General features: G+C 71.3%; 21 protein-coding genes. 16 read left to right on the plus strand and 5 right to left on the minus strand.

Going from position 1 to position 23641, the window contains the following annotated elements:
* Positions 1–5 precede the first annotated feature (5 nt).
* Genes AB0J88_RS30995 through AB0J88_RS31005 form a run of 3 tightly spaced genes read right to left on the minus strand, consistent with a single transcriptional unit; the run spans position 6 to position 2720 of the window.
* On the minus strand, positions 6–872 hold the full coding sequence (locus AB0J88_RS30995; RefSeq protein WP_364348040.1) for an ABC transporter permease: 867 nt from the start codon (positions 870–872) through the stop codon (positions 6–8).
* Positions 862–1656, minus strand: a complete 795-nt coding sequence (locus tag AB0J88_RS31000; RefSeq protein WP_364348043.1) for an ABC transporter ATP-binding protein — start codon at positions 1654–1656, stop codon at positions 862–864. Before AB0J88_RS31000 ends, AB0J88_RS30995 begins: the two co-directional genes overlap by 11 nt.
* Positions 1653–2720 (minus strand): ABC transporter substrate-binding protein, encoded by a 1068-nt coding sequence (locus tag AB0J88_RS31005; RefSeq protein ID WP_364348046.1) that lies wholly within the window; start codon positions 2718–2720, stop codon positions 1653–1655. The genes AB0J88_RS31000 and AB0J88_RS31005 overlap by 4 nt, the downstream gene beginning before the upstream one ends.
* A 418-nt stretch (positions 2721–3138) precedes the next feature.
* Between AB0J88_RS31005 and AB0J88_RS31010 the strand changes: the two genes are divergently transcribed.
* The 5 genes from AB0J88_RS31010 to AB0J88_RS31030 all read left to right on the plus strand — a co-directional run bounded on the left by AB0J88_RS31010 (position 3139) and on the right by AB0J88_RS31030 (position 9223).
* Positions 3139–5124 (plus strand): DUF1800 domain-containing protein, encoded by a 1986-nt coding sequence (locus tag AB0J88_RS31010; protein ID WP_364348049.1) that lies wholly within the window; start codon positions 3139–3141, stop codon positions 5122–5124.
* 17 nt (positions 5125–5141) lie between these two features.
* Positions 5142–6509: a DUF1501 domain-containing protein gene (locus tag AB0J88_RS31015; protein WP_364348052.1), complete on the plus strand. Its 1368-nt coding sequence runs from the start codon at positions 5142–5144 to the stop codon at positions 6507–6509.
* Positions 6510–6588: 79 nt separating this feature from the next.
* A complete protein-coding gene (locus AB0J88_RS31020; RefSeq protein WP_364348055.1) occupies positions 6589–7929 on the plus strand; it encodes a ferric reductase-like transmembrane domain-containing protein in 1341 nt (446 codons plus the stop codon).
* 9 nt (positions 7930–7938) lie between these two features.
* Positions 7939–8493, plus strand: coding sequence for an FMN-binding protein (locus AB0J88_RS31025; RefSeq protein ID WP_364348058.1), 555 nt, complete (start codon positions 7939–7941; stop codon positions 8491–8493).
* Between the two features lie 19 nt (positions 8494–8512).
* Entirely contained in the window at positions 8513–9223 is a 711-nt protein-coding gene (locus tag AB0J88_RS31030) for an FAD:protein FMN transferase (protein ID WP_364349340.1), read from the plus strand.
* Positions 9224–9759: 536 nt separating this feature from the next.
* On the opposite strand, the gene AB0J88_RS31035 is transcribed toward AB0J88_RS31030, so the two are convergent.
* Entirely contained in the window at positions 9760–10422 is a 663-nt protein-coding gene (locus AB0J88_RS31035) for a bifunctional DNA primase/polymerase (RefSeq protein WP_364348061.1), read from the minus strand.
* Between the two features lie 245 nt (positions 10423–10667).
* Between AB0J88_RS31035 and AB0J88_RS31040 the strand changes: the two genes are divergently transcribed.
* The 7 genes from AB0J88_RS31040 to AB0J88_RS31070 all read left to right on the plus strand — a co-directional run bounded on the left by AB0J88_RS31040 (position 10668) and on the right by AB0J88_RS31070 (position 16363).
* Positions 10668–11897 carry a helix-turn-helix domain-containing protein gene (locus AB0J88_RS31040; RefSeq protein WP_364348064.1) on the plus strand — a complete coding sequence of 410 codons (1230 nt, stop codon included), beginning with the start codon at positions 10668–10670 and terminating at the stop codon, positions 11895–11897.
* A 7-nt stretch (positions 11898–11904) separates the two neighbouring features.
* Positions 11905–12474: a flavoprotein gene (locus AB0J88_RS31045; RefSeq protein WP_364348067.1), complete on the plus strand. Its 570-nt coding sequence runs from the start codon at positions 11905–11907 to the stop codon at positions 12472–12474.
* 128 nt (positions 12475–12602) lie between these two features.
* Entirely contained in the window at positions 12603–13442 is an 840-nt protein-coding gene (locus AB0J88_RS31050) for a Nif3-like dinuclear metal center hexameric protein (protein WP_364348070.1), read from the plus strand.
* Positions 13439–14179: a C4-type zinc ribbon domain-containing protein gene (locus tag AB0J88_RS31055; protein ID WP_364348072.1), complete on the plus strand. Its 741-nt coding sequence runs from the start codon at positions 13439–13441 to the stop codon at positions 14177–14179. The genes AB0J88_RS31050 and AB0J88_RS31055 overlap by 4 nt, the downstream gene beginning before the upstream one ends.
* Positions 14176–15282, plus strand: a complete 1107-nt coding sequence (locus tag AB0J88_RS31060; protein WP_364348075.1) for a bifunctional RNase H/acid phosphatase — start codon at positions 14176–14178, stop codon at positions 15280–15282. The genes AB0J88_RS31055 and AB0J88_RS31060 overlap by 4 nt, the downstream gene beginning before the upstream one ends.
* A gap of 68 nt (positions 15283–15350) precedes the next feature.
* Entirely contained in the window at positions 15351–15893 is a 543-nt protein-coding gene (locus AB0J88_RS31065) for a hypothetical protein (RefSeq protein ID WP_364348078.1), read from the plus strand.
* 2 nt (positions 15894–15895) lie between these two features.
* On the plus strand, positions 15896–16363 hold the full coding sequence (locus AB0J88_RS31070; RefSeq protein WP_364348081.1) for a hypothetical protein: 468 nt from the start codon (positions 15896–15898) through the stop codon (positions 16361–16363).
* Here AB0J88_RS31070 and fxsT read toward each other — a convergent pair.
* Positions 16350–18761, minus strand: a complete 2412-nt coding sequence (fxsT, locus tag AB0J88_RS31075; protein ID WP_364348084.1) for an FxSxx-COOH system tetratricopeptide repeat protein — start codon at positions 18759–18761, stop codon at positions 16350–16352. The genes AB0J88_RS31070 and fxsT overlap by 14 nt on opposite strands.
* A gap of 145 nt (positions 18762–18906) precedes the next feature.
* Here fxsT and AB0J88_RS31080 point away from each other — a divergent pair, with 145 nt between their 5' ends.
* From AB0J88_RS31080 to AB0J88_RS31095, 4 genes are all read left to right on the plus strand, one after another.
* Positions 18907–20232: a glycoside hydrolase family 18 protein gene (locus AB0J88_RS31080; RefSeq protein WP_364348087.1), complete on the plus strand. Its 1326-nt coding sequence runs from the start codon at positions 18907–18909 to the stop codon at positions 20230–20232.
* Between the two features lie 117 nt (positions 20233–20349).
* Positions 20350–20586 carry a DUF3311 domain-containing protein gene (locus AB0J88_RS31085; protein ID WP_364348090.1) on the plus strand — a complete coding sequence of 79 codons (237 nt, stop codon included), beginning with the start codon at positions 20350–20352 and terminating at the stop codon, positions 20584–20586.
* 5 nt (positions 20587–20591) lie between these two features.
* Positions 20592–22259 (plus strand): monocarboxylate uptake permease MctP, encoded by a 1668-nt coding sequence (gene mctP / locus AB0J88_RS31090; RefSeq protein WP_364349343.1) that lies wholly within the window; start codon positions 20592–20594, stop codon positions 22257–22259.
* 145 nt (positions 22260–22404) lie between these two features.
* Positions 22405–23619, plus strand: coding sequence for an MFS transporter (locus AB0J88_RS31095; protein ID WP_364348093.1), 1215 nt, complete (start codon positions 22405–22407; stop codon positions 23617–23619).
* Positions 23620–23641 lie beyond the last annotated feature (22 nt).

Below are 23641 nucleotides of genomic sequence, written 5' to 3' on the forward strand. Positions count from 1 at the left end.
CCGGCTCAGCTCCGGTCCAGCAGACCCCACCGGCGGCGGATCGCCCGGTCGGCCTTGGTGAACAGCAGGTCGACGGCGAGACCGAGCACGAGGATCACGATCATCACGCTGATCACCCGAGGGGCGTCGGACAGCTCGCGCGCGTACGTGAGCTGCACGCCGATCGAGGTCGACTTGGCGATGACCACGAGCAGCTCGCCGGCCATCAGGCTGCGCCAGGCGAACGCCCAGCCCTGCTTGAGCCCGGCCACGATGGCCGGCAGCGCGGCCGGCGCGATGACGTAGCGGTAGAGGTTGAGCCCCCGCGCACCGAGGTTGCGGCCGGCGCGCAACAGCAGCGGCGGCACGTAGTCCACACCGTGGATCACCCCGTTGGCGATCGACGGCGCGGCGCCGAGCACCACGACGAAGAAGATCGCCTGCTCGCTGAGCTGGAAGAGCAGGATGGCCAGCGGGAACCACGCGATCGACGGCATCGTCTGCAGGGCGGTGATCATCGAGCCGAGCGCGGCCCGCAGCACCTTGACCCGGGCGACCGCGAGGCCGAGCAGCAGCCCGACCGCGACCGCGGCGCCGAAGCCGATGGCCGCGCGCTGTGCCGTGATGAGCAGGCCGTCCCACAGGGCGCCGCTGGTCGCGTACGCACCCAGGTCCTTCCCGACGGTGACCGGGCCGGGCAGGGCGTACTCGGGCTTCCAACCGGTCCAGACCACGACCTGCCAGACGGCCAGGGCCAGCGCCAACGCGGTCAGCTTGGGCCAGGTCGCCGCCCAGAGCCGGTACGCCCGGCCGGGAACCTTCTGCTGGCTGGCGATCTCGAGCGCGTCGAGGCCCGACAGGGTCTCGTGATCAGATACCACGTCAGTGGCCATGGCGTCCCACCTCCGCGCGGAGTCGGTCGGTGACGTCGGCGGCCACCGCGGCCACCTCGGGGGAGTCGATCCGGCGCGGGCGGGTCACGTCGACCCAGGTCTCGTAGATGACCCGGCCGGGCCGGCTGGAGAGCAGGACGATGCGGTCGGCGAGCCGGGCCGCCTCGCGCACGTTGTGCGTCACGAACAGCACGGTCAACGGCGTGCCGGCGGCGTTGCGCCCGGTCCACAGCCGCTCGAGCTCGTCGTGCAGGCTGTCGCGGGTCATCGCGTCGAGCGCGCCGAACGGCTCGTCCATCAGCAGCACCGGGGTGTCCAGCGCGAGCGTGCGGGCCAGCGCCACCCGCTGCCGCATGCCACCCGAGAGCTCGTGCGGCCGGCGCCGGGCGAAGTCGCCCAGGTGCACGGTGTCGAGCAGCTCGGCAACCCGGCGCTTGCGATCGGCCGCGGGCAGGCCGCGCAGCTTGAGCGGCACCTCGACGTTGGCGCCGACCGTCAGCCACGGGAACAGCGCCGGCTCCTGGAACATCAGGCCGGGCCGCGCGTCGTCGCCGACGTGGATCCCGCCGCCGCTGACGGTGTCGAGCCCGGCGACCAGGTTGAGCAGCGTGCTCTTGCCGCAGCCGGAGGCCCCGACGAGACAGACGAACTCGCCGGGTGCCACGTCGAGCGAGACCCGGTCGAGGGCGACGACCGCGTCCGCGCCCCGTCCGTACACCTTGGTCACGCCGGAGAGCGCGACCGCGGCGGTCGCGCTCCCCGGGGTGGTGGTCGTCGTGCTCACGGGAGCGGGACCTCGGTCTCGCCCTGCTCCTTGAGCGCCTTGTTGAGGTAGCTCAGGTCGTACAGCCCGTTCAGGTCGACCGGCTGCGTGAGACCCACGGCCACCGCGTGGTCGAGGCCGGTCTTGAGCGACGACGCGATCGGGTCGTCGAGGAACTGGAGCGTCGGCCAGGCCTGCTTGATCAGCTTGAGGTCCAGCGGCTTGCCGGTGATCTTGCCGATGTGGTCGGAGATCGCCTGCTGCGCCTGGTCGGGCTGCTCGTTGACGAGGTCGTTGGCGGCCACCTGGCCGTTGACCAGGCTCTGCACCACGTCGGGGTGGGCCTTGAGGAACTTGGTGCTGACGATCAGGTTCGTGATCACGAACTTGCCGTCCGGCCACAGGTCGCGCTCGTCGACCAGCACCTTGCCGCCGGCGTTGACGAGCTGCGAGACGAACGGCTCCGGCACCCAGGCGCCGTCGATCGCGCCGCTGCGGAACGTCTCGATCGTCTGGGAGTTGGCCTGCGGGACGATGCTGACGTCGCCCCCGCCCTCCTTGGTCGTCGTGAGGCCCTTCTCCTTGAGCCAGTAGCGGATCGCCACGTCCTGCGTGTTGCCGAGCTGCGGCGTCGCGATCTTCTTGCCGCGCAGGCCCTCGACCGAGGTGATCTCGGGCTTGACCACCAGCGCGACGCCGCCGGACGCGGCACCGGAGACCACCCGGACCGCCTCGCCCTTCGACTTCGAGTGCGCGTTGACGGTCGGGTTCGGGCCGATGTACGTGGCGTCGAGCGCGCCGGAGAAGACGGCCTCGATCGCCTCGGGGCCGGCGTTGAAGGTCTTGGGCTCCAGCGTCACGTTGCTGCCGAGCTTCTCGGCGAAGATGCCCTTCTCCACGCCGACGATCGCCGGCGCGTGGGTGATGTTGGGGAAGTAGCCGAGCCGCAGCGTCACCGGCTTGCCGGCCTCACCGCCGCCGCTCTCGTCGTCGCCACCGCACGCGGCGGCGGCCCCGAGCGTCGCGGCGGCCACGATCGCGACGGTGGCCAGGTTGCCGAGCCTGCGCAAGGGGAGACGTCTCATCGCCCATCCAATCCATTGTTTTCCTACTTGATTGATAGGAAGAGTGGGTTGGGAGCGACGGCGGCGTCAAGGTGATGTCCACCATCTGGGAGTCGGGGATCGACACCGGACAGTTGCTTGCCGACGGGCATTGGTCGGGCTTAGCCGGTCCTTAAGTTTTCCTGTGCCGATTGATTAGGCCCACTGCCAGGCATGTTGTGCGGCCGGGCACGGTGGGTGACGCCGGCAGACATCGAAGCAGCGTGTTGCGCTGACCACGGCGCCGGACGCGCTCCCAAGCGCCTTAAGTCGCCGGTTCGTGGGTCGCGAAACAGCCCTTGAGCAGGCCATCCGGGTGGCTTAGCTTCCGTGACGACCCTTCGACACCCCATCGCGCCGTGGACGACCGCGGCGCACTCGCGAGAAGCGGGAACCGCACATGGCCAACCGGAACACGCCGCCCGACTGGCCGGGCGACGACGGCCGTTGGGACAGCCGGCCGCACCCCACGACCGACAGGTACCGGTCGCGGCCCGCGACGACGCAGCAGCGAGGGCCGCGCTGGGTGGGGCCGGACGGCGGTGTCGACATCGACTCGGTCGCCGGGCTGCCGGAGATCTACGACGAGGACGAGGACGACGCCGGCCCCGACAAGGGGCGGCGGCGTGCGCTGCTGGCCCTCGGCGGCGCGCTCGCGGTGGCCGGCGGCGGCGCCGCGCTGAGCTTCACCTCGCAGGGCCGGGACCTGATCGACAAGCTGCTCGGCGACGGCGGGGTGGACACCACGGCCGAGCAGCTCAACAACGCGATCTCGAACTCGCCGGCCCAGCAGCAGCCGAGCCAGGTGCGCACCTACACCGAGCAGAACGAGTCCTACATGGGCTCGCGGGCCGGCAACGAGCTCCGCAGGAACGCACCGGCCACCGGGCGCGCGTACTCGTCGCCGAGCGAGGCCGCGGCCAACACGAAGGTGACCGTCAAGACGGTCCTGGCCAAGGACCCGATCCGGCACCTGGCCAGCCGGGCCACGTTCGGGCCGACGCCCAAGGTGCTCAGCGACATCCGGCGGCTCGGCATCGACGCCTGGCTCCGCGCCCAGCTCGCACCTGAGAAGATCGCGCCGACCCCGGGCGAGCTCAAGCTCGCGGAGCTGCGCACGTTGACCATGTCGATCCCGCAGCTGCGGGCCGACCGCGAGGCGCTCAACCAGAAGGGCACCCAGGCCGACCAGGAGGTCGTCGACGCCGCGGTCGGTCGGATGATCTTCTCGGAGCGGCAGCTCTTCGAGGTCATGGTCGACTTCTGGAACGACTTCCTCCACGTCGGGCCGTTCTTCGACGGTTCCGACATGGTGCGGTCGAGCTTCGACCGGGACGTGATCCGCAAGCACGCGCTCGGCAACTACTCGGACATGCTGGTCGCGGCCAACCGCCACCCGGCGCTGCTGATCTACCTCAACCAGAACCAGTCCTCGAAGGACAACGTCAACGAGAACCTGGCCCGGGAGAACCTGGAGCTCTACTCGGTCGGCGTCGACGGCGGCTACACGGAGAAGGACGTCAAGCAGGCCGCGCTTCTGCAGACCGGCCGCGGCGTCCGCGACGACCAGTACGTCTACCAGCCCGAGCGGCACCACGTCGGGCCGGTCAAGATCATGGGCTTCAGTCACCCGAACTCCACCGCGGAGGGCGGCGAGGCGGCCAGCGACCAGTACTTCCGCTTCCTCAGCCTCCACCCTTCGACGGCGCGCTACGTCGCCATGAACCTGGCCACCCGGTTCGTCTCCGACGCTCCGCCGAAGTCGCTGGTCGACCGGCTGGCCAAGACCTACCTGGCACACAGCGGCGCGATCAAGCCCGTGCTGATGACCATGTTCAGCTCGTCGGAGTTCTGGGCCGCGGTCGGCCAGAAGGTGCGCCGGCCGATGGAGTACCTGGTCGCCACGTACCGCACGCTAGGTGTCTCGCCCGTGCCCAGTCCCGGCTTCCAGCAGGGCAACAGCAACCGCACCCCGTTCGCGGACGGGCTGCGGCAGATCCGCAACAAGATGGACGAGCTCGGACAGTTCCCGACGGGCCAGGCGACGCCCAACGGCTATCCCGACGTCTTCGTCGCCTGGACCTCGGCCGGCACGATGATCAACGGCTGGAACGAGGCGCACGACATCGTCAACGGCAACCGCCGGATGTTCTCGTACCTGAAGCCGGAGCGCTTCGCCGGCGCGACACCGCCGGACACCGCCGGCGCCTACGTCGACGCGCTGGCCAAGCGGCTGGTGCACCAGAAGCTCAGCGCCAAGGAGCGGGCGGCGATCCTCGGCATCGCCGGTGTCACCGCGAGCACCAAGGTCGACGCGTCGTTCAACGGCGCGCTGACGTCCGTCGTGCGGGCGCTGCTCGCATCCCCGCAGCACCACCTCCGGTGATTCCCTTGGAGAGCAGCGTGTCCAGATTCCCCATCCACCCGGACTGCCCCGACCTGGCGCGGCTGGCGGACAACCGGTTCGACGCCGTGCTGCGCGCGGAGGCGGCGGCCGTCACGGCCGAGGACAGCGCCGAGCGCGACCGGCTCAGGGACCTCAACGAGATCGAGGAGGCGCAGCAGGACGGCCGTGGCGTGACCCGGCGGACGTTCGTCACGGGCGCGGCGGCGACCGCGACGGCGCTGGCCACGACGCAGTTCGTCTCGACCCGGGCCTCGTTCGCGGCGACCAAGACCGGCACGCTGATCCACGTCTTCCTCTACGGCGGGCTCGACGGCCTGGCCATGATCGCGCCGGCCGACGACCCGGTGCTGGCCAAGGTCCGCCCCGATCAGCTGATCCCCGAGAACGGCGGCATCGCCCTCCAGCGCGGGTTCCGGCTCAGTGGCTCGTTCGCACCGCTCAAGAAATACCTCGACGCCGGCCAGCTCGGCTTCGTGCCCGCTGTGACCGACCCACGGCTGTCGCTGAGCCACTTCCAGGCCGCCGACGCCTGCAACCTCGGTGGCCTGCCGGGGGAGACCGGCGGTCGCGGCTGGCTGGACAGCCTGGTCGACGCGCTCGGGCCGGGCACCGCGTTCCGCAGCGTCGGCATCGGCAGCACGCTGCCGCGCTCGCTGGTCGGCAACAACGGCGCGATCGCGATGAACAGCGTCGGATCGTTCAACCTCAACGGCGACCAGCGGTTCAAGGACGCCACCGCCAAGGCGATCAAGACGCTGTTCACCGGCATCAACCACCCGGTGCAGGACTCGGTGCAGGAGGGCCTCGCGGCGCTGCGCCTGGCGCAGCAGCTCGCCGCGGACGGCTACGAGCCGCGCGACGGCGTGGAGTACCAGGGCATCGGCAACGCCTTCCGGCAGCTCGCCCAGCTCATCAAGGGCGGCGCCAACGTCCGGGTGGCCACCATCGGGATGGGCGGCTGGGACACCCACGAGAACCAGGGCACCCAGGGCGGTTACGTCTTCAACCACATGGGCGAGCTCGCGAGCGCCCTGGCCGCGTTCTTCGACGACCTGGGTCCGGCGGCGGCCGACGTGACCGTGATGGTGTCGAGCGAGTTCGGCCGCCGGGTCAGCCAGAACGGCACCGGCACCGACCACGGGCACGGCGGCGTGATCGCGGTGCTGTCGGGCAAGAAGCTGGCCGGCAACCTGCTGGGCCGGTGGGACGGTCTGGAGAAGCTGGACGGAGGCAACGTCCCGGAATACAACAACATGTTCAACGTCTACGGTGCCGTCGCGCAGGGCCGGTTCGGTCTGACCAACGCCGAGGTGGACAAGATCTTCCCCCGACAGAAGTACGCCCCGGTGAAGCTCTTTGCGTGACCTCCCTTCGGGCACCGTAGTAGCGGGCCGCCGTCGGACCGGGGACCCCCCGCCCCGGTCCGACGGTCGCCCCGCCCCCATGCCCGCAAACGTCCCGGCGCGGCGCGGCGGCACCGGCCGCCGCGTGCTCGTGCTGTTCTTCTGGGTGGGCCTGGTGCTCGCCGTGCTGCCCTGGTGGCTGGACACCCCGGCCGGCTCGCTCTCCGACACCGGCGCGGTGACGCTGGCCGCCGGGCGGATCGTCGGCCTGGTCGCCGGCTACGTGATGCTCGTCCAGGTGCTGCTCATGAGCCGGCTGCGGCTGCTCGACCGGCTCGCCGGCGAGGAGCTGATGACCCGCTGGCACCGGGACATCGGCGGCGCGCTGATCGTCGCGGTGCTCGGCCACATGGCGTTGATCCTGGTCGGCTACGGCGCGCTCGACGGGTTCAACCCGCTGGTCGAGGCCAGGGTCCTCGCCACCGGCGTCCCCGACATGCTGACCGCGTTCCTGGCCGCCGGAATCCTCACCGCGGTCGGGCTCTTCTCGATCCGGGCCGTCCGCAACGCCATGCCGTACGAGCTGTGGCGCTGGCTGCACATGTCCACCTACCTGGTGCTCTACCTGTCCTTCGGGCACCAGTTCTCGCTGGGCAACCAGCTGTTCAAGCCCGGTGTCGTACGCACGGGCTGGCTGGCCGCGTACGTCGGCGTCGTGGTCGTCCTCGCGTACGGCCGGGTGATCGCGCCGTTGTTCTTCAACCTGCGGTACGCCCTGCGGGTGGCCGACGTGGTCCCAGAGGGTCCCGACACCATCTCCATCTACCTGACCGGCCGCCGGCTCGACCGGCTCAAGCTCCTGGGTGGACAGTGGTTCCGCTTCCGGTTCATGGGCCGCGGGCTCTGGTGGCAGTCGCACCCGTTCTCCGTGTCGGCGGCCAAGAACGGCCGGTGGCTGCGGCTGACCGTCAAGGTGGTCGGCGCCTACACGCGCGAGCTGCGTGAGCTCGGATCCGGCGCCCGCGTCTGGGCGATCGGACCGCGCGGCTCGTTCACGGCCGCGCAGCGCACCGCCCAGCGCTCGCTGCTGATCGCCGGCGGCATCGGCATCACCCCGATCCGGGCGATGATGGAGGAGCTGCCGCCCGGCGCGACGCTGATCTACCGGGCCAGCACCCCGGCCGACGTGGTGCTGCAGAGGGAGATCGACTGGCTGGCCCGGGCGCGCGACCTCGACGTCTGGTACGTGATCGGCGCTCGCACCGACCCCGGTCCGCGCCAGGTGATGAGCCCCAACGGCCTGCGCCGGCTGGTGCCCGACCTGGCCGCCCGGGACGTCTGGCTGTGTGGCCCGCCGGGCTTCGTTGAGTCGGCTCACAAGATCGTGCGGCGGTCCGGCGTGCCACGCAAGAAGATCCATCTCGCCGCCTTCGAACTCTAGGAGCTTCTCGTGCGCCGTGCTGTGCTGGCGGTCGCCGGTCTTGCCGCCGGCACCTCGCTGCTGGTCGTGGTCAAGGGGGGTGCGGGCGCCGCGCCGGACACGGTGGCGGCGGCCAACGCCGGCCCGACGCCGTCGCCGTCCGCGGCCGGTGCTCCCGACGCGGCCGACCCTTCCGCGCCGGCCAGCAAGGCGCCCGACGCCAAGAAGACCACGACCGCGAAGCCGAAGTCCGGCAGGAAGAACACGGCCGCCGCGCCGCCCCCGGCCGCGCCGAAGTCCAACAAGGTGGTCGGGCCGCGGGTGGAGAACCCGTACGGTGCCGTCCAGGTCGTCCTCGAGCTCGACGGCAACCGGATCGTCAACGTGCGCACGCTGGAGATGCCCGACCAGGAGGCGCGCTCGGACCAGCTCAGCGCGCAGGTCGAGAGCCAGCTCGGTGACGAGGCGGTGCGGGAGCAGGGCGCCGACCTCGACACCGTCTCCGGCGCGACGGAGACCAGCGAGTCCTACAAGGAGTCGCTGCGGGTCGCCATCGACCGGATGAAGAAGGGCGAGCGTGACTGAGTTCCGCGTCCGGGAGTGCATGGGCACGGTGATCAGCGTCGAGCTCGCGTCCGGGGGCTCGGCCGCGCTGCTCGACGAGGTCTTCGCCTGGTTCGACGAGGTCGACGCGCGGTTCAGCACGTTCAAGGCCGACAGCGAGGTCTGCCGGCTCGACCGGGGTGAGCTCGCGCTGGCGGACGCGTCCGCCGACCTGCGCCTGGTGCTCGACCGCTGCGCCGACCTGTGGCGGGAGACCGACGGCTTCTTCGACGGGTACGCCACCGGCCGGCTCGACCCCTCGGGCTTCGTGAAGGGCTGGTCGGTGCAGGTCGCCTCGGACCGCCTGCTCGCGGCGGGCGCGGCCGACCACTGTGTCAACGCCGGTGGGGACGTGCGGGTGCGTGGGCAGTCGCCCGCCGGGCGTCCGTGGCGGGTCGGCATCCGGCATCCGTGGAACGCCTCGGCGTCCTGCCACGTGGTCTCCGGGACGGACCTGGCGATCGCCACGTCCGGCGTCTACGAGCGCGGCCACCATGTCGTCGACCCGCACACCGGGCGCCCGGCGACGGGGCTGCGGTCGGTCACGGTGGTCGGCCCGGACCTCGGCACGGCCGACGCGTACGCGACCGCCGCGCTCGCGATGGGCTCGGCCGGTGTGCGGTGGCTGAGCGGGATCGCCGGTTATGCCTGTGTTGTCGTCACCGACGAAGGACGCAAGCTCAGTTCTTCCGCCCTGTCGTCGGTACCTTAGGACGACTACCATGGTAACTCGTGTATGGTCAGCGCCTGATCGGACGGTGGGTGCCGGCGGGTCGTGACCCGTTCGGGCGGGAACCGCTGGGCCGCGACCCGGAGGGTCGCGTGCCGGCCCATCGTTGGCATCGATGTCCGCCGTTCAGGGGGTCGACCTCGGCGGACACCACCGTTACCTTGTCACCTAGCATGAGCGCCCCTCCCCGCCGCGCCTCGATGTGCGCCGCCACCTGCATCAACGACCGGTCGTCAGACCGGACGTGCGAGTTAGCGCGTCCTGTTGACGGGATCTTCGCCGGTCTCGCCGACGGGATCCGAGATTCGCGGATCCCGGGATGGCGGTCACGCGGTCGACAGCAGGCGGGGCAGATGCGGCATCGAGCCGACCCGAGTGGGCTGCGGGTGTCCGGTCATCCGCTCCTGGGATGGCGGTCAGGCGGCGCGGCGTGCGGTCGAGAGTTGGCGCGCCACATGGTGCGTCGAGCGGAGCCGGTTGGGCTGCGGGTCGCCGGTGATCTGCTCCTGGGGTGGCGGTCAGGCGGCGCGGCGCGCGGTCGACAGTTGGCGGGGCAGGGGCGGCATGGAGCCCAGCCGGGTGAACAGCGAGTCCACGATCATCCGCTGGACCGCGTAGGAATCCGGCAGGGTCCAGGCGACCTCTTCCGGAGCGACCACCCAGCGCACGGCACCCTCGGGCAGTCGCGTCGGCGGGGCCGGCACCCACGAGCCGTGGCCGTGCCGCACCACGTCGAGCGACGTCTCGAGCTCGGGCCGCAGCGGGTCACCCGGGCGGACGAGGAACATCCACCGGCCGAGTGGCGTCGCGGCCACGGGTCCGCGCACCTGGAGGCGTCCGGGGCCGAGCACGCCGGCGTGCAGGCGCGCCGCGGCCAGCACCCGGCCGCCCAGCGTGTTGGGCACTTCGAGCACGTCGAAGGCCCGTCCGGTGGCCAGCAGCACCGCGTGCGCCCGCTGGCTCCACCACTGCTCCACCCTGGACGGATCCGCGCTGGCACTGCGCTCCCAGCCGTCGACCGCAGGGTGGCAGCTCGACGTCGGGCAGCCCGGCCGCTCGCACGCGAACCGGCCGCCGTCGAGCCACGCGCCGGGCACCACATCCCAGTGATGATCGGCGTATCGCACGGCCGATCGGCGCAGCGCGACTCGGGCGAATGGTGGTCGGATATTCCACCGCATGGTCAGAAACTCCCTACGTGTGGGGTCGACTCGCCTTAGCAGGCGATCGGCGCCGTTACTCGGATCAACACGCGGTCGTTGCGTTTGACAGATAGCTGAATGCAACTTGCAATCGAAAACTACGAGTGCAGCTGTGACGGGGAACGCACTCGATGTGCGATCGGCACAAACGGGTGATATCCGCAGCACCGCCCAGCAAGCCCCTAATCAGACAGCCCCTGAACGAGCGAGGGGGGAGGACGGACATGGATGAGCTTCCCATCGGCCGCCGCGTCGCTTACTGGCGCGCGCGTCGCCGCATGTCACAGCAGGTTTTCGCCGACCGGCTGGGCAAGTCGAAGAGCTGGGTCGACAAGGTCGAGCGAGGTGTCCGCCGGCTAGACAAGTTCTCGGTGGTCTACGAGATCGCCGACGTGCTCCAGTTGGACGTGCAGCTCCTGCTGGGCAAGGATCCGGAACGCCGGCCCGACGCGATCAACTGCATCGACCAGGTCGAGGTCGAGGAGATCCGCGCGGCGCTCGAGCGCTACGACTCGATCAGCGCGTTCTTCGACACCACACCCAACCCGCAGCCGCTGACCGAGATGAAGAAGGCGGTCAGCCACGCGTGGCTGACGTTCCAGCACGCGAAGTACGGCGTGCTCGCCCGGGCGCTGCCCAAGCTGTTGCGGGACGCACAGGCGGCCGACACGGCGTACGCCGGAAGCGACGGCGCGCAGGAGGCCGCGAACCTGCTCGGGCAGATCTACCAGATCGCCTCCTCGTCCCTGCGCAAGCTGGGCGAGCACGAGCTGGCCTGGCTCGCCGCGGACCGCTCGATCGCCGTCTCGCAACGGGCCGGTGACCCGCTCCTGGCGGGGATCGCCACCGTCCGGGTGGGCAACGCGCTGCTCGCCCTCGGCCGCGCCCGGCCGGCCCTCGAGGTCAACGTCAACATCGCGAACCGGCTCGCGCCCGGCGGTGGCAACGAGAGCACGCCGGCCCGGCTGTCGGTCTACGGCATGCTGCTGCTCCAGGGCGCCATGGCCTCCGCCCGGATCGGCGACGGCGCCACCGTGCGGGACCTGCTCAACGGTGCCGAGGAGGCCGCCGCGGAGATGGGCGGCGACCACAACCACTACTGGACCTGCTTCGGGCCGACCAACGTCAAGCTCCACCGGGCGGCCGCCGCCGTCGAGCTCGGCGAGGGCCGCGCCGCGGTCGAGGTGCACGAGGGCATCGACCCGACGGGGTTCAACAGCCTGCTCCCCGAACGCCGGGCGCACCACATGCTCGACATCGCCCGGGGCTTCGCCCAGATGGGTGACGTCGAGAAGGCCAGCGAGATGCTGCTCGAGGGCGACCGGCTCGCCCCGTCGGAGATCCGCTGCCGTCCGATCGCCCACGAGGTCATGTCCGACGTCCTGCGCCGCACCCGAGGCACGCCACCACCGGCGGTCGCCGAACTGGCGGAGCATATGGGCGTCGGAGTTTAGTGGTGGTATGAGAGGGGTCCTCTACGCGATCTGCTGCGGCTCGCCCGTTTCCCGCGGCGTCGGCCGACTCGTCGACCTGGCGAAACAGCGCGGTTGGGACGTCTGCGTCGTCACCACGCCCGACGGCCGCAAGTTCGTCGACGTGGCGGCCCTGGCCGGGCTGACCGGCCACCCGGTGCGGTCGTTCTACAAGAACCCCGGCGACCCCGACGTGCTGCCGGCGGCGGACGCCATCGTGGTGGCGCCCGCCACGGTCAACACGATCAACAAGTGGGCGGTCGGCATCGCCGACACGCTCGCGCTCGGTCTGGTGGTCGAGGGCCAGGGCAAGGACCTGCCGATCGTGGCGATGCCGTTCACGAACGTGGCGATGGGCGCGCACCCGGCGTTCCGCGAGTCGATGGACCGGCTCCGCTCGTGGGGCATCACGGTGCTCTTCGGCGACGAGGTCCTACCCCTGCACCCGCCGGGCACCGGAGGCGACCTGGTCGACGTGTTCCCCTGGCACCTGGCCCTGGACGCGCTCGACGCCCGGCTCGGCGGCGACCACCGCGCGGGGTCGTTACGGTTCTCCTGAGCGACCGGGCGCGGACGCCGAAGCGGAGCGCAGCGGAGCGGACCCTGGCGGGAGCGACGGTCGTGCCCACGACGGACCCGAGTCATCCTGTCCTTGACCTTCGATCGCCCCCGGTAAGCTCTGCGCCGATGAGCACGACACTGGCGACGGCGGTCGCGGCCCTTGACGACCGTTATCCGCCCGCATGGGCGGAAGAGTGGGACCGGGTCGGTCTGGTCGTCGGTGATCCCTCCGCCTCGGTGACCCGCGTGCTGTGCGTGGTCGACGCCGTTCCGGAGACCGTCGCCGAGGCCATCTCCGCCGGCGCCGACCTGATCGTCGCCCACCATCCGCTGCTGATGCGCGGGGTCTCGTCGGTCGCCACGACCACCTACAAAGGACGGATCGTCAGCGATCTCGTCAAGAACGACGTGGCGCTGTTCACCGCGCACACCAACGCCGACGTGGCCTCGCCCGGCGTCTCGGACGCCCTCGCCGGCCGCCTCGGGCTGGTCGACCTTCGCCCGCTGGTGCCGTCGGCCGCCGATCCGGGCCGGGGCACCGGTCGGATCGGGCGCCTGCCGGTGCCGCGCCCGCTGTCGGCGCTCACCGAGCAGGCTGCCGCCGTCCTCCCACCGACGGCCTGGGGTGTGCGGGCCGCCGGCGACCCCGACCGGGTGATCGAGACGGTGGCCGTCTGCGGCGGCGCCGGTGACTCGTTCCTTGCCGCGGCCGCCGCGGCGGGCGTCGACGCCTACCTCACCGCCGACCTCCGCCACCACCCGGCCAGCGAGGCGGTCGCCGGAGGTGGCCCCGCGCTGCTGGACGCGGCACACTGGGCGACCGAGCGCCCGTGGCTCGACGACCTGGCCGCGTTCCTGCGTGCCACGCTTGAGGTCGACGTGCTGGTCTCGGACCTCGACACCGATCCGTGGACGCTGCACGCGACGTCCGCCCGTTTCTCCCCGCCGAAGGAGCCGCTTCCGTGAAGGCCGAACCAAAGGCGCAGCGCCGGCTGCTCGACCTCCAGGCGATCGACACCGCGCTGGCCCAGATCGCACACCGGCGCCGGACGCTGCCGGAGAACGGGGAGCTGGAGGCCCTGGCCCGGGAGCTGTCGGCGCTCGAGGACGAGCGGGTCCGCGCCCAGGTGGGTGTCGACGACCTCGACCGGGACATCGCCCGGATGGAGAAGGACGTCGAGCAGGTCCGCGCCCGCAAGGACCGCGACCAGGCCCGGCTGACGATGGGCAGCGGCCCGGCCCGGGAGCTGGAGGCGATCCAGCACGAGCTGGTCTCGCTGACCCGCCGTCAGTCGGAGCTCGAGGACAGTGAGCTCGAGCTGATGGAGCAGCGGGAGACCGCGCAAGGCAGGCTCGACGAGGTCCTCGGCCGGCTGGAGGCCACCCGCGGCAAGCGCGGCGACACCGAGGTCCGGCGCGACCAGTTGCTGGCCGAGATCGACGCGGACGAGCAGTCCCGGATCGCCGCCCGCGGCCCGGTCGCGGCGGAGATCCCGGAGGACCTGCTCGGCCTGTACGACAAGATCCGCGAGTCCTCGGGCGGCCTCGGCGCCGCCCTGCTGACCCACGGCCGCTGCGGAGGCTGCCGGATCGAGCTGTTCGGTGCCGACCTCGCCCGGATCAAGGCCGCCCCGGCGGACGACGTGGTCCGTTGCGAGGAATGCCGCCGGATCATGGTCCGCACCCAGGAGTCCGGCCTGTGAGTGCCCCGACCCGCGTCATCATCGAGGCCGACGGCGGCGCGCGGGGCAACCCCGGCCCTGCCGGCTATGGTGCGGTTGTCCGCACGCCGTCCGGTTCGGTGCTGGTCGAACGGGCCGAGGCGCTGGGCATCGCGACCAACAACGTCGCGGAATATCGCGGCCTGATCGCCGGCCTGCGGGCCGCCGCCGACCTCGGCGCGGTCGAGGCCGACATCCGGATGGACTCGAAGCTCGTGGTCGAGCAGATGTCCGGCCGCTGGCAGATCAAGAACGCCGGCCTGCGCCCCCTCGCGGCGGAGGCGGCCTCCCTGGTCAGCCGCTTCGACAAGGTCACCTTCACGTGGGTGCCGCGCGACCGCAACACCCACGCGGACGCCCTGGCCAACGCGGCCATGGACGCGGCGGCGGGCATCGCGCCGGTGTCGTCGGCCGAGCCGGCGGCGGCCTCGGCCCCACGGTCGTGGGAGCCCCGCCCGCTGGAGGGCGCGACCCGGATGCTGCTGGTCCGGCACGGCGAGACGGCGTTCACGTCGCAGGGCCGCTACTCGGGCCGAGGAGACATCCCGCTGTCGACGGTCGGCGAGGCCCAGGCCACGGCGGCGGGCGTCCTGGTCGCGGCCCGCGCCCCGGACGCGGTCGCGGTGGTCAGCTCGCCGCTGTCCCGCTGCCGCTCGACCGCGGAGGCGATCGCCGCGGAGCTCGGCGGCGGCGTCCCGATCCGGATCGACGACGACCTGATCGAGTGCGACTTCGGCGAGTGGGAAGGCCTGACGTTCGCGGAGGTCCGCGCCGGCTGGGCGGCGGAACTCGACGCGTGGCTGGCCGACCCGTCGGTCGCACCACCGGGAGGCGAGTCGTTCGCCGCGGTCGCGACGAGAGCCCGCCGAGCGGTGTCGGCGCTGCAGAAGACGTACCCGTCGAGCGCGGTGGTCGTGGTCTCCCACGTCTCCCCGATCAAGCTGATCCTCCAGGACGCGCTGGTGGGCGGGCCGGGCTTCCTGCACCGGCTCTATCTCGACCCGGCCGGCGTGTCCACGGTGGACACCTGGCCGGACGGCGGCGTTGCCGTCCGCACGGTCAACGACACGTCACACCTGCGCTGACCCGGGACGGCCGGGGTGATTGACACGCCCCTCGCGCACCCGGACCTTTCGCCTGGCATCATCTGCGAATGACCATGGGGCCGGAATCATTCACTGCCGGGTGGACCAGGCTGTGGCGGTTGGCCGAACGGCTCGGGGGAGACCCGGAGACCGTCTTCGCGCCGGTCGGCTTGTTCCTGGGTGACCCGACCCTGGCGCGCGCGTGGGGCTACGACTGCACGCCCGCGCACGCCACGACGTTCGCCGCGACCGGGGTCAACGGCGTGCACTTCTCGCTGGTGGACTGCGACGGCGTGGCCCCGGTGGTGATGACGGTGCCGATGGCCTTCGACAAGCCCAACCACATCCTGGCGGGCGACATCCGGGAGTTCCTCGCGCTGGGCACGCACGCGGGCTACTTCGGCCTGGAGAGCCTCGCGTACGCCTGGGACCGCCAGGACATGATCAACCGTTTGGAGCGGGGCGGGCCGCCCGACGACCCGACCGAGGCGGCGTTGCTCGGGCACCTGACGGCGGAGTTCGCCCTCGAACCGGGTCAACACATCGCGCGGCGCATGGAGCAGCTGGAGACCATGTACGGCGCACGCGTCAGCCCGACGCAGGACGCCTAGCCATGCCGGACGCCCTGGGGGTGGACGTCGGCGGCGTCCTCATCACGCCGACGGACGGTTCCGAGGATCTCGCCCGCCCCGAGGTGTCCGGCGCGATCGACGCGCTGGCCCGCCTGGCGCGCGAACGCTTCGGCGAGCGGATGTTCGTCGTCTCCAAGTGCGCCGCGGCCACGGAACCGCGTACCCGGGAATGGCTGGCCCACCACCAGTTCTTCCGCCGCACGGGCATCACCGCGGACCGGATCCATTTCTGCCGTACGCGAGAGGGCAAGGCCCCGATCGCGGCACGGCTCGGCCTGACCCACTTCGTCGACGACCGCCTCGAAGTGCTCTCGCACCTGACGACGGTGCCGCATCGCTTCCTCTTCCGGCCCTCGGAGACGGAGATCGAGCAGTTCGGCCAGCACCTGGCCGCGGTGCACCGGGTGGAGTCGTGGCCGGACGTGGTCGACGCCCTTATTCCTTCATAGGGCGGGACCCGGAGAGGCGCAGGTTGTGGGCCAGGTTCCGCGTGTGCGGGTGGTCCTCGCCCAGCGTCCGGCGGTAACGCTCGAAGGTGTCTTCGTCCAGGGCACGCGCCCGGTCGTGGTCGCCCAGGCGGAAATAGGCGGCGGCCAGCCCGGCGGCCGAGTTCAGCGTGTCGGGATGGTCCTCGCCCAGGGTCCGGCGTCGCCGGTCCAGGATGTCCTCGAACACGGCTCGGGCCTGCTCGTACTCGTGCAGCGCCAACAGCGAGTTGGCCAGGCCGTTGGCGGAGTTCAGCGTGTGCGGATGGTCCTCGCCCAGGACCTGGCGGTAGCGCTCCAGGGTGTCTTCGTCCAGAGCCCGCGCCCGCTCGTGCTCGCCCAGCCGGCGCAGGGTGATGGCCAGGCCGGTGGCCGAGTTCAGCGTGTCCGGGTGGTCGTCGCCCAGGATCCGGCGGCGGCGGTCCAGGGTGTCCTCGAACAGGGCACGGGCCCCCTCGTAGTCGCCCGGCTCGTAGTGGCCGGTGGCCAGGTTGTGGGCCGAGTTCAGCGCGGCCGGGTGGTCGTTGCCGTACAGCCGGCGGCGGCGCTCCAGGGTGTCCTCGTCGAGCAGGCGGGCCTCGTCGTAGCGGCCCAGCAGGCGCAGACTGTGCGCCAGGTTCTCCGCGGCCGACAGGGTGGTCGGGTCGTCCGGGCCGTGCTGGCGTCGCCATTCGGCGAACAGGTGTTCGGCGAGGGGCAGCGCGGCGCGCGCGTCACCGCGAGCGTGCAGGTGCCAGACGACCGAGCAGGCCAGGTAGCGCAGGTCGCGGTCGGCCGTGTTGGCCGGGTCGACGGCCAGGATGTGGGGCAGCAGCGCGGCCCAGCGTGGCCAGTGGACGGGGTTCGTGCCGTCGTCCGGCCGGGCGGCCACCAGCAACCGCTCGACGCGCAGGCGGGCCGTGGTCTGCTGTCCGTCCGTGAGGTCGTCGCGGAGGATGGCCTGCACCAGGCGGTGCAGCAGGATCCCGACCGGGCCGACCCGGGCCAGACCGTAGCGACCGAGCCGGCCGACCGTGGTGGCCAGCGCGAGGGCGCCGCCGGCGACGGCGGCGACCGGTTCGGGGAGCACGCCGTCCGGCGCGGTGCTGAACAGGTCGGTGGGGATCGGCTCCGGGGCCAGGAAAGCGCACAACCGCAGCACGTGGGCGGCGGCCGGGTCCTCGTCGTCGAGGCGGGCGGCGGCCAGCCGGACCGCCGCGGCGAGCGACGTGGGATAGCCGACGGGTGTGCCGGCCGCGGTGATCGCCGCCGCGTGCGTACGCAACTCGCGCAGGTACTGGGCGGCGGTCAGACCGGTCTCGGCCATCAGCCGGCCGGCCTGGGCGACGGCGAGCGGGAGGTCGCCCAACGCGTCCGCGAGGGTGTCGGCGTCCGAGTCGGCCAGGCTCGGCAGATGCTGCCGCAGCAGGGCCACCGACTCGGCGTGGGCGAACACGTCGACAGGCAGCGGTTGGGCGACGCCGGTCCAGTTGGGGTCGCGCGAGGTGACCAGCACGTGGCCCGGACCCTGCGGCAGCCACTCGTGCACCTCGGCCGGCCCGGGGGCGTTGTCGAACACGATCAGCCACCGCCCGCGGCCGCCCAACTCGGGCCGCAGCGCCTGCACGGCCGCGGCCACCCCGCCCTCGGCGGAAGCGAGCCCCAGCGCCACCGCCAGGCCGGCCAGGCGTTCGCCGATCAGCTCCGGCTTCTCGCTGTCCACCCACCAGACCACGTCGTAGTCGGCGGCGAACCGGTGGGCGTACTCGATGGCCAACTGCGTCTTGCCGACACCTCCCCAGCCGTGCAACGCCTGCACCACGACCGGGTGCTGTGCCCTCAGCCGCTCGCGCATCCCGAGCAGCATCCCGTCGCGGCCGGTGAAAGCCGTGTTCCGGCCGGGCAGGTTCCACACGGGCGGCAGCTCGCCCGGCAACCGCGGTCCCTGGTCGGGCGGGGTGCGGGGAGGCGGTGGGAACCCCGGCGGTCGACCCGGTCGGCCGCCACCCGTCACCGCCGACAGCAGCGCCGTCCGCGCCGCTTCCTGGCCCAGCCCGAACAGGTCCCGCCAGACGATCGACCGTAACACCGCCGGCGGCGTGACCTCCTCGAGGCGCAGCGGCACCAGGCGGTCCTTCCCGGCCAGCACCGCCGTCCACTCGTCCGTCGTGAAACGGTGCCGGTCGAAATAGGCCTGCGAGTAGAGGGCCACGACGCGGTCGGCCCGCTCCAGGGCGTCGCTGATGCGCAGCACCGCGTTGTCGCCGGTCGACCAGTCCCAGACGTCCAACTCGACCGTGTGGCCCGCCGCCTCGAGATGCCAGGCCACCCACTCGGCCCAGGCGCGGTCCCGTCCGGCGTACGAGACGAAGAGTCGCGTCACCGGATCAGGATGCCGCAGCCACCCAGCGTCGCGCACCCTCCGACCCGATCGAAGGAGCCGGCCGCTTGACGGGCATCGATTCGACAGCCTACGTTCTGCCCGTACAGGAAAGAAGCCTTACTGTTTCCTTCCGACAGGAGTCCAGATGCGCAGAATCGCCGCCGTGGCGGCCGTAGCAACGCTCCTCGTATCCGCTCTTGGCACCGCGCCGGCATCGGCGACCGAGCGCAAGGGTCAGAGCTTCCGCCAGGTCGGCTACTTCACCCAGTGGGGCATCTACGGCCGGGCGTTCCCGGTCAAGAAGCTCGACACCTCCGGCGCCGCCGCGCGGTTGACGCACCTGAACTACGCGTTCGGCAACGTCAGTCCGGACGGCAAGTGCTACGTGGACGGTGCCGCGCCCGAGGGCGACTCGTGGGCCGACTACCAGCGGACCGTGCCGGCCGAGGAGAGCGTCGACGGGGTCGGCGACAACTGGGGCGAGCCGCTGAACGGCAACTTCGGCCAGCTGCAGAAGCTCAAGGCCAAGTACCCGAAGCTCAAGGTCCTGATCTCGCTCGGCGGGTGGTCCTGGTCGACGCACTTCTCCGACGCCTCGCTCACCGATGCGTCGCGCAAGGCGTTCGTGAGCTCCTGCATCGACCTCTACCTGAAGGGCAACCTGCCCAACCCCGACGGCAGCGCGGGCGGGCCGGGCACGCTGAAGGGCGTCTTCGACGGCATCGACCTCGACTGGGAGTGGCCGGGCTCGCCCGGTGACGTCGACACGGTCTACCGCCCCGAGGACAAGCAGAACTTCACGAAGCTCGTCGCCGAGTTCCGCAAGCAGCTCGACGCGTACGGCAAGAGCCAGCAGAAGCACTTCGAGCTCACCGCGTTCGTGCCGGCCAACCCGACCGCCATCGACGCCGGGTTCGAGGTCTCCAAGGTCATGAAGAGCCTGGACTTCGCGACCGTCCAGGGGTACGACTTCCACGGCACGTGGGAGACCGTCGCCAACCAGCAGTCGGCGCTGCGCATCCCGGCCGGGGCACCCGGGCCGTCGTTCTCGATCGAGAACACCATCAAGGCCTGGCGTGACCGCGGTGCTCCGCGCGACAAGCTCGTGGTCGGCATCCCGTACTACGGCCACGGCTGGACCGGGGTGACCGGCGGGCGCAACGGCCTGTTCGGCACCGCGACCGGCGGAGCCGCGCCGGCGACGTTCGAGCCGGGCTCGGAGGACTACAAGGTCCTCAAGACGAAGGTCGGCACCGACGGCTACCAGGTCTACCGTGACCTGCGCGCCGGCACGGCCTGGCTCTACAACGGCACCACGTTCTGGAACTACGACGACCCGGCGGTCGTGCTCCAGAAGGCACTGTGGATCCGCTCGGAGCGGCTCGGCGGTGCGATGGTCTGGTCGCTCGACGGTGACGACGACAATGCCACCCTCACGAAGACCCTTCACCTGGGCCTATGGACGCCGTAGCCATTCGGCGCAGCTGAGAAGCCGTTCAGCGCGTCGGCTCCGCTTAACGGCGATTAACGTCACACCGTCCAGATAACCTCCGGCCGTCCAACGATCCATGACGGCCGGAGGTTTGTCATGAGTGATCCTGAAGTACCCGCGCCTGCGCCCGCGGTGGCCCGGGCCAAGGACAAGAGTCCGTGGAACTGGCTGCTGTTCGTGCCGATCCTCGTCCCGCTGATCACGCCGCTGTTCAACCATGACTCGCCTCGGCTGTTCGGCTTCCCGACGTTCTACTGGCTGCAGCTGTTGTTCATCGTCCTGGGCGTGTCGACGACCACCGTCGTCTACCAGATGACCAAGAAGCGGCGGTGAGCACGATGGGCGACCACGTAACCGAAATCGTCATCTTCTCCGTGCTGTTCCTGCTGGTCAGCGGCATGGGCTTCGTCGCGGCCCGGTGGCGTGCGCCGAACGACATGGCCCACCTCGACGAGTGGGGCCTGGGCGGGCGCAGCTTCGGCGGCTGGATCACCTGGTTCCTGGTCGGCGGCGACCTCTACACCGCGTACACCTTCGTCGCGGTGCCGGCCCTGCTCTTCGGCGCCGGCGCGGCCGGGTTCTTCGCGGTGCCGTACACGATCATCATCTATCCGCTGGTCTTCCTGGTCCTGGTGCGGCTCTGGTCCGTGTCGCACCGGCACGGCTTCGTGACGCCGGCCGACTTCGTGCGGTCGCGCTTCCAGTCGCCGACGCTGGCGCTGCTGATCGCGATCACCGGCATCGTGGCCACGATGCCCTACATCGCGCTCCAGCTCGTCGGCATCGAGGCCGTGCTCAAGACCATGGGCGTGACCGGTGACAGCGCGATCGCCCGGCACCTGCCGATCATCATCGCGTTCGCGATCCTGGCCGCCTACACCTACCAGTCCGGGCTGCGGGCGCCGGCGCTGATCGCGTTCGTCAAGGACACGCTGATCTACGTCGTGATCCTGGTGGCGGTCGTCTACCTGCCCTACAAGCTCGGCGGTTGGGGCTCGATCTTCGACGCGGCCGAGGCGAAGTTCGCCGCCTCACCGAATCCCAACGACGGCATCACGCTCAATGCCAGCAACCAGTGGCAGTACATCACCTTGGCGTTGGGCTCGGCGCTCGCGCTGTTCCTCTACCCGCACAGCCTCACCGGCGTGCTGGCCAGCAGGAACCGCGACGTGATCAAACGCAACATGTCGGCGCTGCCGGCCTACAGCCTGCTGCTCGGCCTGATCGCGCTGCTGGGCTTCATGGCGATCGCGGCCGGCGTCAAGCCGCTGCCGGGCGCCAAGGAGGGCTCGGTCGACAGCAACACGGTGGTGCCGCTGCTGTTCGACCAGCAGTTCCCGTCGTGGTTCACCGGCATCGCGTTCGCCGCGATCGGCATCGGCGCCCTGGTGCCGGCCGCGATCATGTCGATCGCCGCGGCCAACCTGTTCACCCGCAACATCTACAAGGAATACCTGAAGCGCGACGCGTCGCCGGCGCAGGAGGCCAACGTCTCCAAGATCACCTCGCTGGTGGTCAAGGTCGGCGCGGTCGCCTGCATCGTCTTCCTCGACCCGCAGTTCTCGATCGACCTCCAGCTCATCGGCGGCGTGATCATCCTGCAGACCCTGCCGGCGGTGGCGCTGGGCATCTACACCCGGTGGTTCCACCGCGGCGGCCTGATCGCCGGCTGGGTGGCGGGCATGGGCCTCGGCACCTGGATGCTCTACCAGATCGGGAACCCCACCACCGGCCGCGCGCACTTCGGCGGCTCGGCGTTCTCACTCGACAAGTTCGGCTTCGACACCAAGACCACGGTGTACGTCGGTCTGGTCGCCGTGGCCGTCAACCTGGCCGTCGCCGCCCTGGCCACGCTCGCGCTGCGGGCCGGCAAGGTGCCGGACGGCGGCGACGACACGGCGCAGGACGACTACTTCGCCGACGAGGGCGACCCGCGGGTCTCCGTGCCGGCGCAGCCGAGCAGCACCGACCCCGATCTCGACCCGGCTCCGTCCCCGAAGGTCTGAGCTCCCGGTGGGCGCCCCCTGGTCGACAGGGGGCGCCCATGATCGTAGGATCGCCGGCATGTTCCTCCCTCGTGCGTAGGACGACGCCGCCGCCTCTCCGCGGCCCCTTGGCGTCCCTGCTCACTCTCTTCAGAGGAACAACCCCATGTCCTACCGTGCCGTGCTGCGTACTCCGCATGCCCTCCGAACGTTCGTCGCGGCCCTGGTCGGCCGCCTCTCCTACGGCGTCGTCTTCGTCTCCCTCACGGTCGCGGTCACCGGCGCGACCGGCTCCTACTCCCTGGCCGGCGGCACCATCGCGCTCTTCGGCCTCGGCGTCGTCCTCGTGGCGCCGCTGCGCGCCTCGTTGATCGACCGGCACGGGCCACGCCGGATCCTGCCGCCCCTCGCCGGTGCTTATGCGGTATTCCTGGCCGCCCTGGCCGCCGCCACCTGGCGACCCGGCGCGCCGGCCGGGCTCCTGCTGGCACTGACCGCCGCGGCCGGCGTGTGCTCACCACCACTCGGCCCGGTCATGCGGGCGATGTGGAGCAACCTGCTGCCCGACGACCCGTCGGGGCGGCAGCGGGCGTTCGCCCTCGACACGGTGGTCGAGGAACTGCTGTTCGTGACCGGTCCGCTGCTCGCGAGCGTGTTCATCGCGCTCGGAAGGCCGGCCCTCGGCGTGGCGGTCAGCGCCGGGCTGGTGATCACCGGAACGCTGGCGATGGTCTCGTCCCCGGCCGCCGCGGCGTGGCCACGACCCGTGGCCGGCGGAGTCGCTGGCCGCGCCCGCATCGGCCGGACGCTGTTCGACCCGGTCTTCGTAGCGTGGGGCATCGGCCTCGGCTTGGGCGCGGCCAATCTCCTGGTCGTCGCCTTCGCCACGAGCCACAACCAGATCGTGGCGGTGGCCGGGTTCGAGGCGGCCATGGCGGCGGGCAGCGCGATCGGCGGCATCGCTTATGGCGCGCGCGACTGGGCGCAGCCGCAGCGCACCCAGCTCGCCTCGCTGACGCTGGCACTGGCGGCGGTGCTGGCCGGCTTCGGCCTGGCACCCGGCGTCGCGGTGCTGGCCGCGGCCGGGGCGCTGGCGGGGTTGTTCGTGGCACCGGCGCTGACGACGGCCTACCTGCTCGCGGACCGGGAGGCACCACCCTCGGCCCGCACCCGAGCCGGCACGTGGGTGAACACGGCTTTCAACGCCGGCTCATCAGGCGGCACAGCGGCGGTCGGGTTGCTGATCGGACGGTTGCCGCTGGCGTTGTGCTTCGCGGTGGCCGCGCTGCCGATGCTGCTCTCGGCCGTTACGGCGCTCGCTCCACGGGCACCGCAGCGGAGTTGGGCCGCGACGCCCGTCGAGGAGTACGCCCAGCAGTAGGCGCGGGGTCTCTGGATCCGTC

Source organism: Asanoa sp. NPDC049475, from assembly GCF_040676915.1.
Taxonomy (GTDB): Bacteria; Actinomycetota; Actinomycetes; order Mycobacteriales; family Micromonosporaceae; genus Asanoa.

Excerpts from the sequence above, each read along its gene's own strand:
- AB0J88_RS31020 (WP_364348055.1), top strand. The coding sequence starts at position 6,589 with ATGCCCGCAAACGTCCCGGCGCGGCGCGGCGGCACCGGCCGCCGCGTG.
- AB0J88_RS31080 (WP_364348087.1), top strand. The coding sequence starts at position 18,907 with ATGCGCAGAATCGCCGCCGTGGCGGCCGTAGCAACGCTCCTCGTATCC.
- AB0J88_RS31050 (WP_364348070.1), top strand. The coding sequence starts at position 12,603 with ATGAGCACGACACTGGCGACGGCGGTCGCGGCCCTTGACGACCGTTAT.
- AB0J88_RS31085 (WP_364348090.1), top strand. The coding sequence starts at position 20,350 with ATGAGTGATCCTGAAGTACCCGCGCCTGCGCCCGCGGTGGCCCGGGCC.
- mctP (WP_364349343.1), top strand. The coding sequence starts at position 20,592 with ATGGGCGACCACGTAACCGAAATCGTCATCTTCTCCGTGCTGTTCCTG.
- AB0J88_RS31070 (WP_364348081.1), top strand. The coding sequence starts at position 15,896 with ATGCCGGACGCCCTGGGGGTGGACGTCGGCGGCGTCCTCATCACGCCG.
- AB0J88_RS31030 (WP_364349340.1), top strand. The coding sequence starts at position 8,513 with ATGGGCACGGTGATCAGCGTCGAGCTCGCGTCCGGGGGCTCGGCCGCG.
- AB0J88_RS31005 (WP_364348046.1), bottom strand. The coding sequence starts at position 2,720 with ATGAGACGTCTCCCCTTGCGCAGGCTCGGCAACCTGGCCACCGTCGCG.
- AB0J88_RS31065 (WP_364348078.1), top strand. The coding sequence starts at position 15,351 with ATGACCATGGGGCCGGAATCATTCACTGCCGGGTGGACCAGGCTGTGG.
- AB0J88_RS31040 (WP_364348064.1), top strand. The coding sequence starts at position 10,668 with ATGGATGAGCTTCCCATCGGCCGCCGCGTCGCTTACTGGCGCGCGCGT.
- AB0J88_RS31010 (WP_364348049.1), top strand. The coding sequence starts at position 3,139 with ATGGCCAACCGGAACACGCCGCCCGACTGGCCGGGCGACGACGGCCGT.
- AB0J88_RS30995 (WP_364348040.1), bottom strand. The coding sequence starts at position 872 with ATGGCCACTGACGTGGTATCTGATCACGAGACCCTGTCGGGCCTCGAC.
- AB0J88_RS31035 (WP_364348061.1), bottom strand. The coding sequence starts at position 10,422 with ATGCGGTGGAATATCCGACCACCATTCGCCCGAGTCGCGCTGCGCCGA.
- AB0J88_RS31095 (WP_364348093.1), top strand. The coding sequence starts at position 22,405 with ATGTCCTACCGTGCCGTGCTGCGTACTCCGCATGCCCTCCGAACGTTC.
- AB0J88_RS31045 (WP_364348067.1), top strand. The coding sequence starts at position 11,905 with ATGAGAGGGGTCCTCTACGCGATCTGCTGCGGCTCGCCCGTTTCCCGC.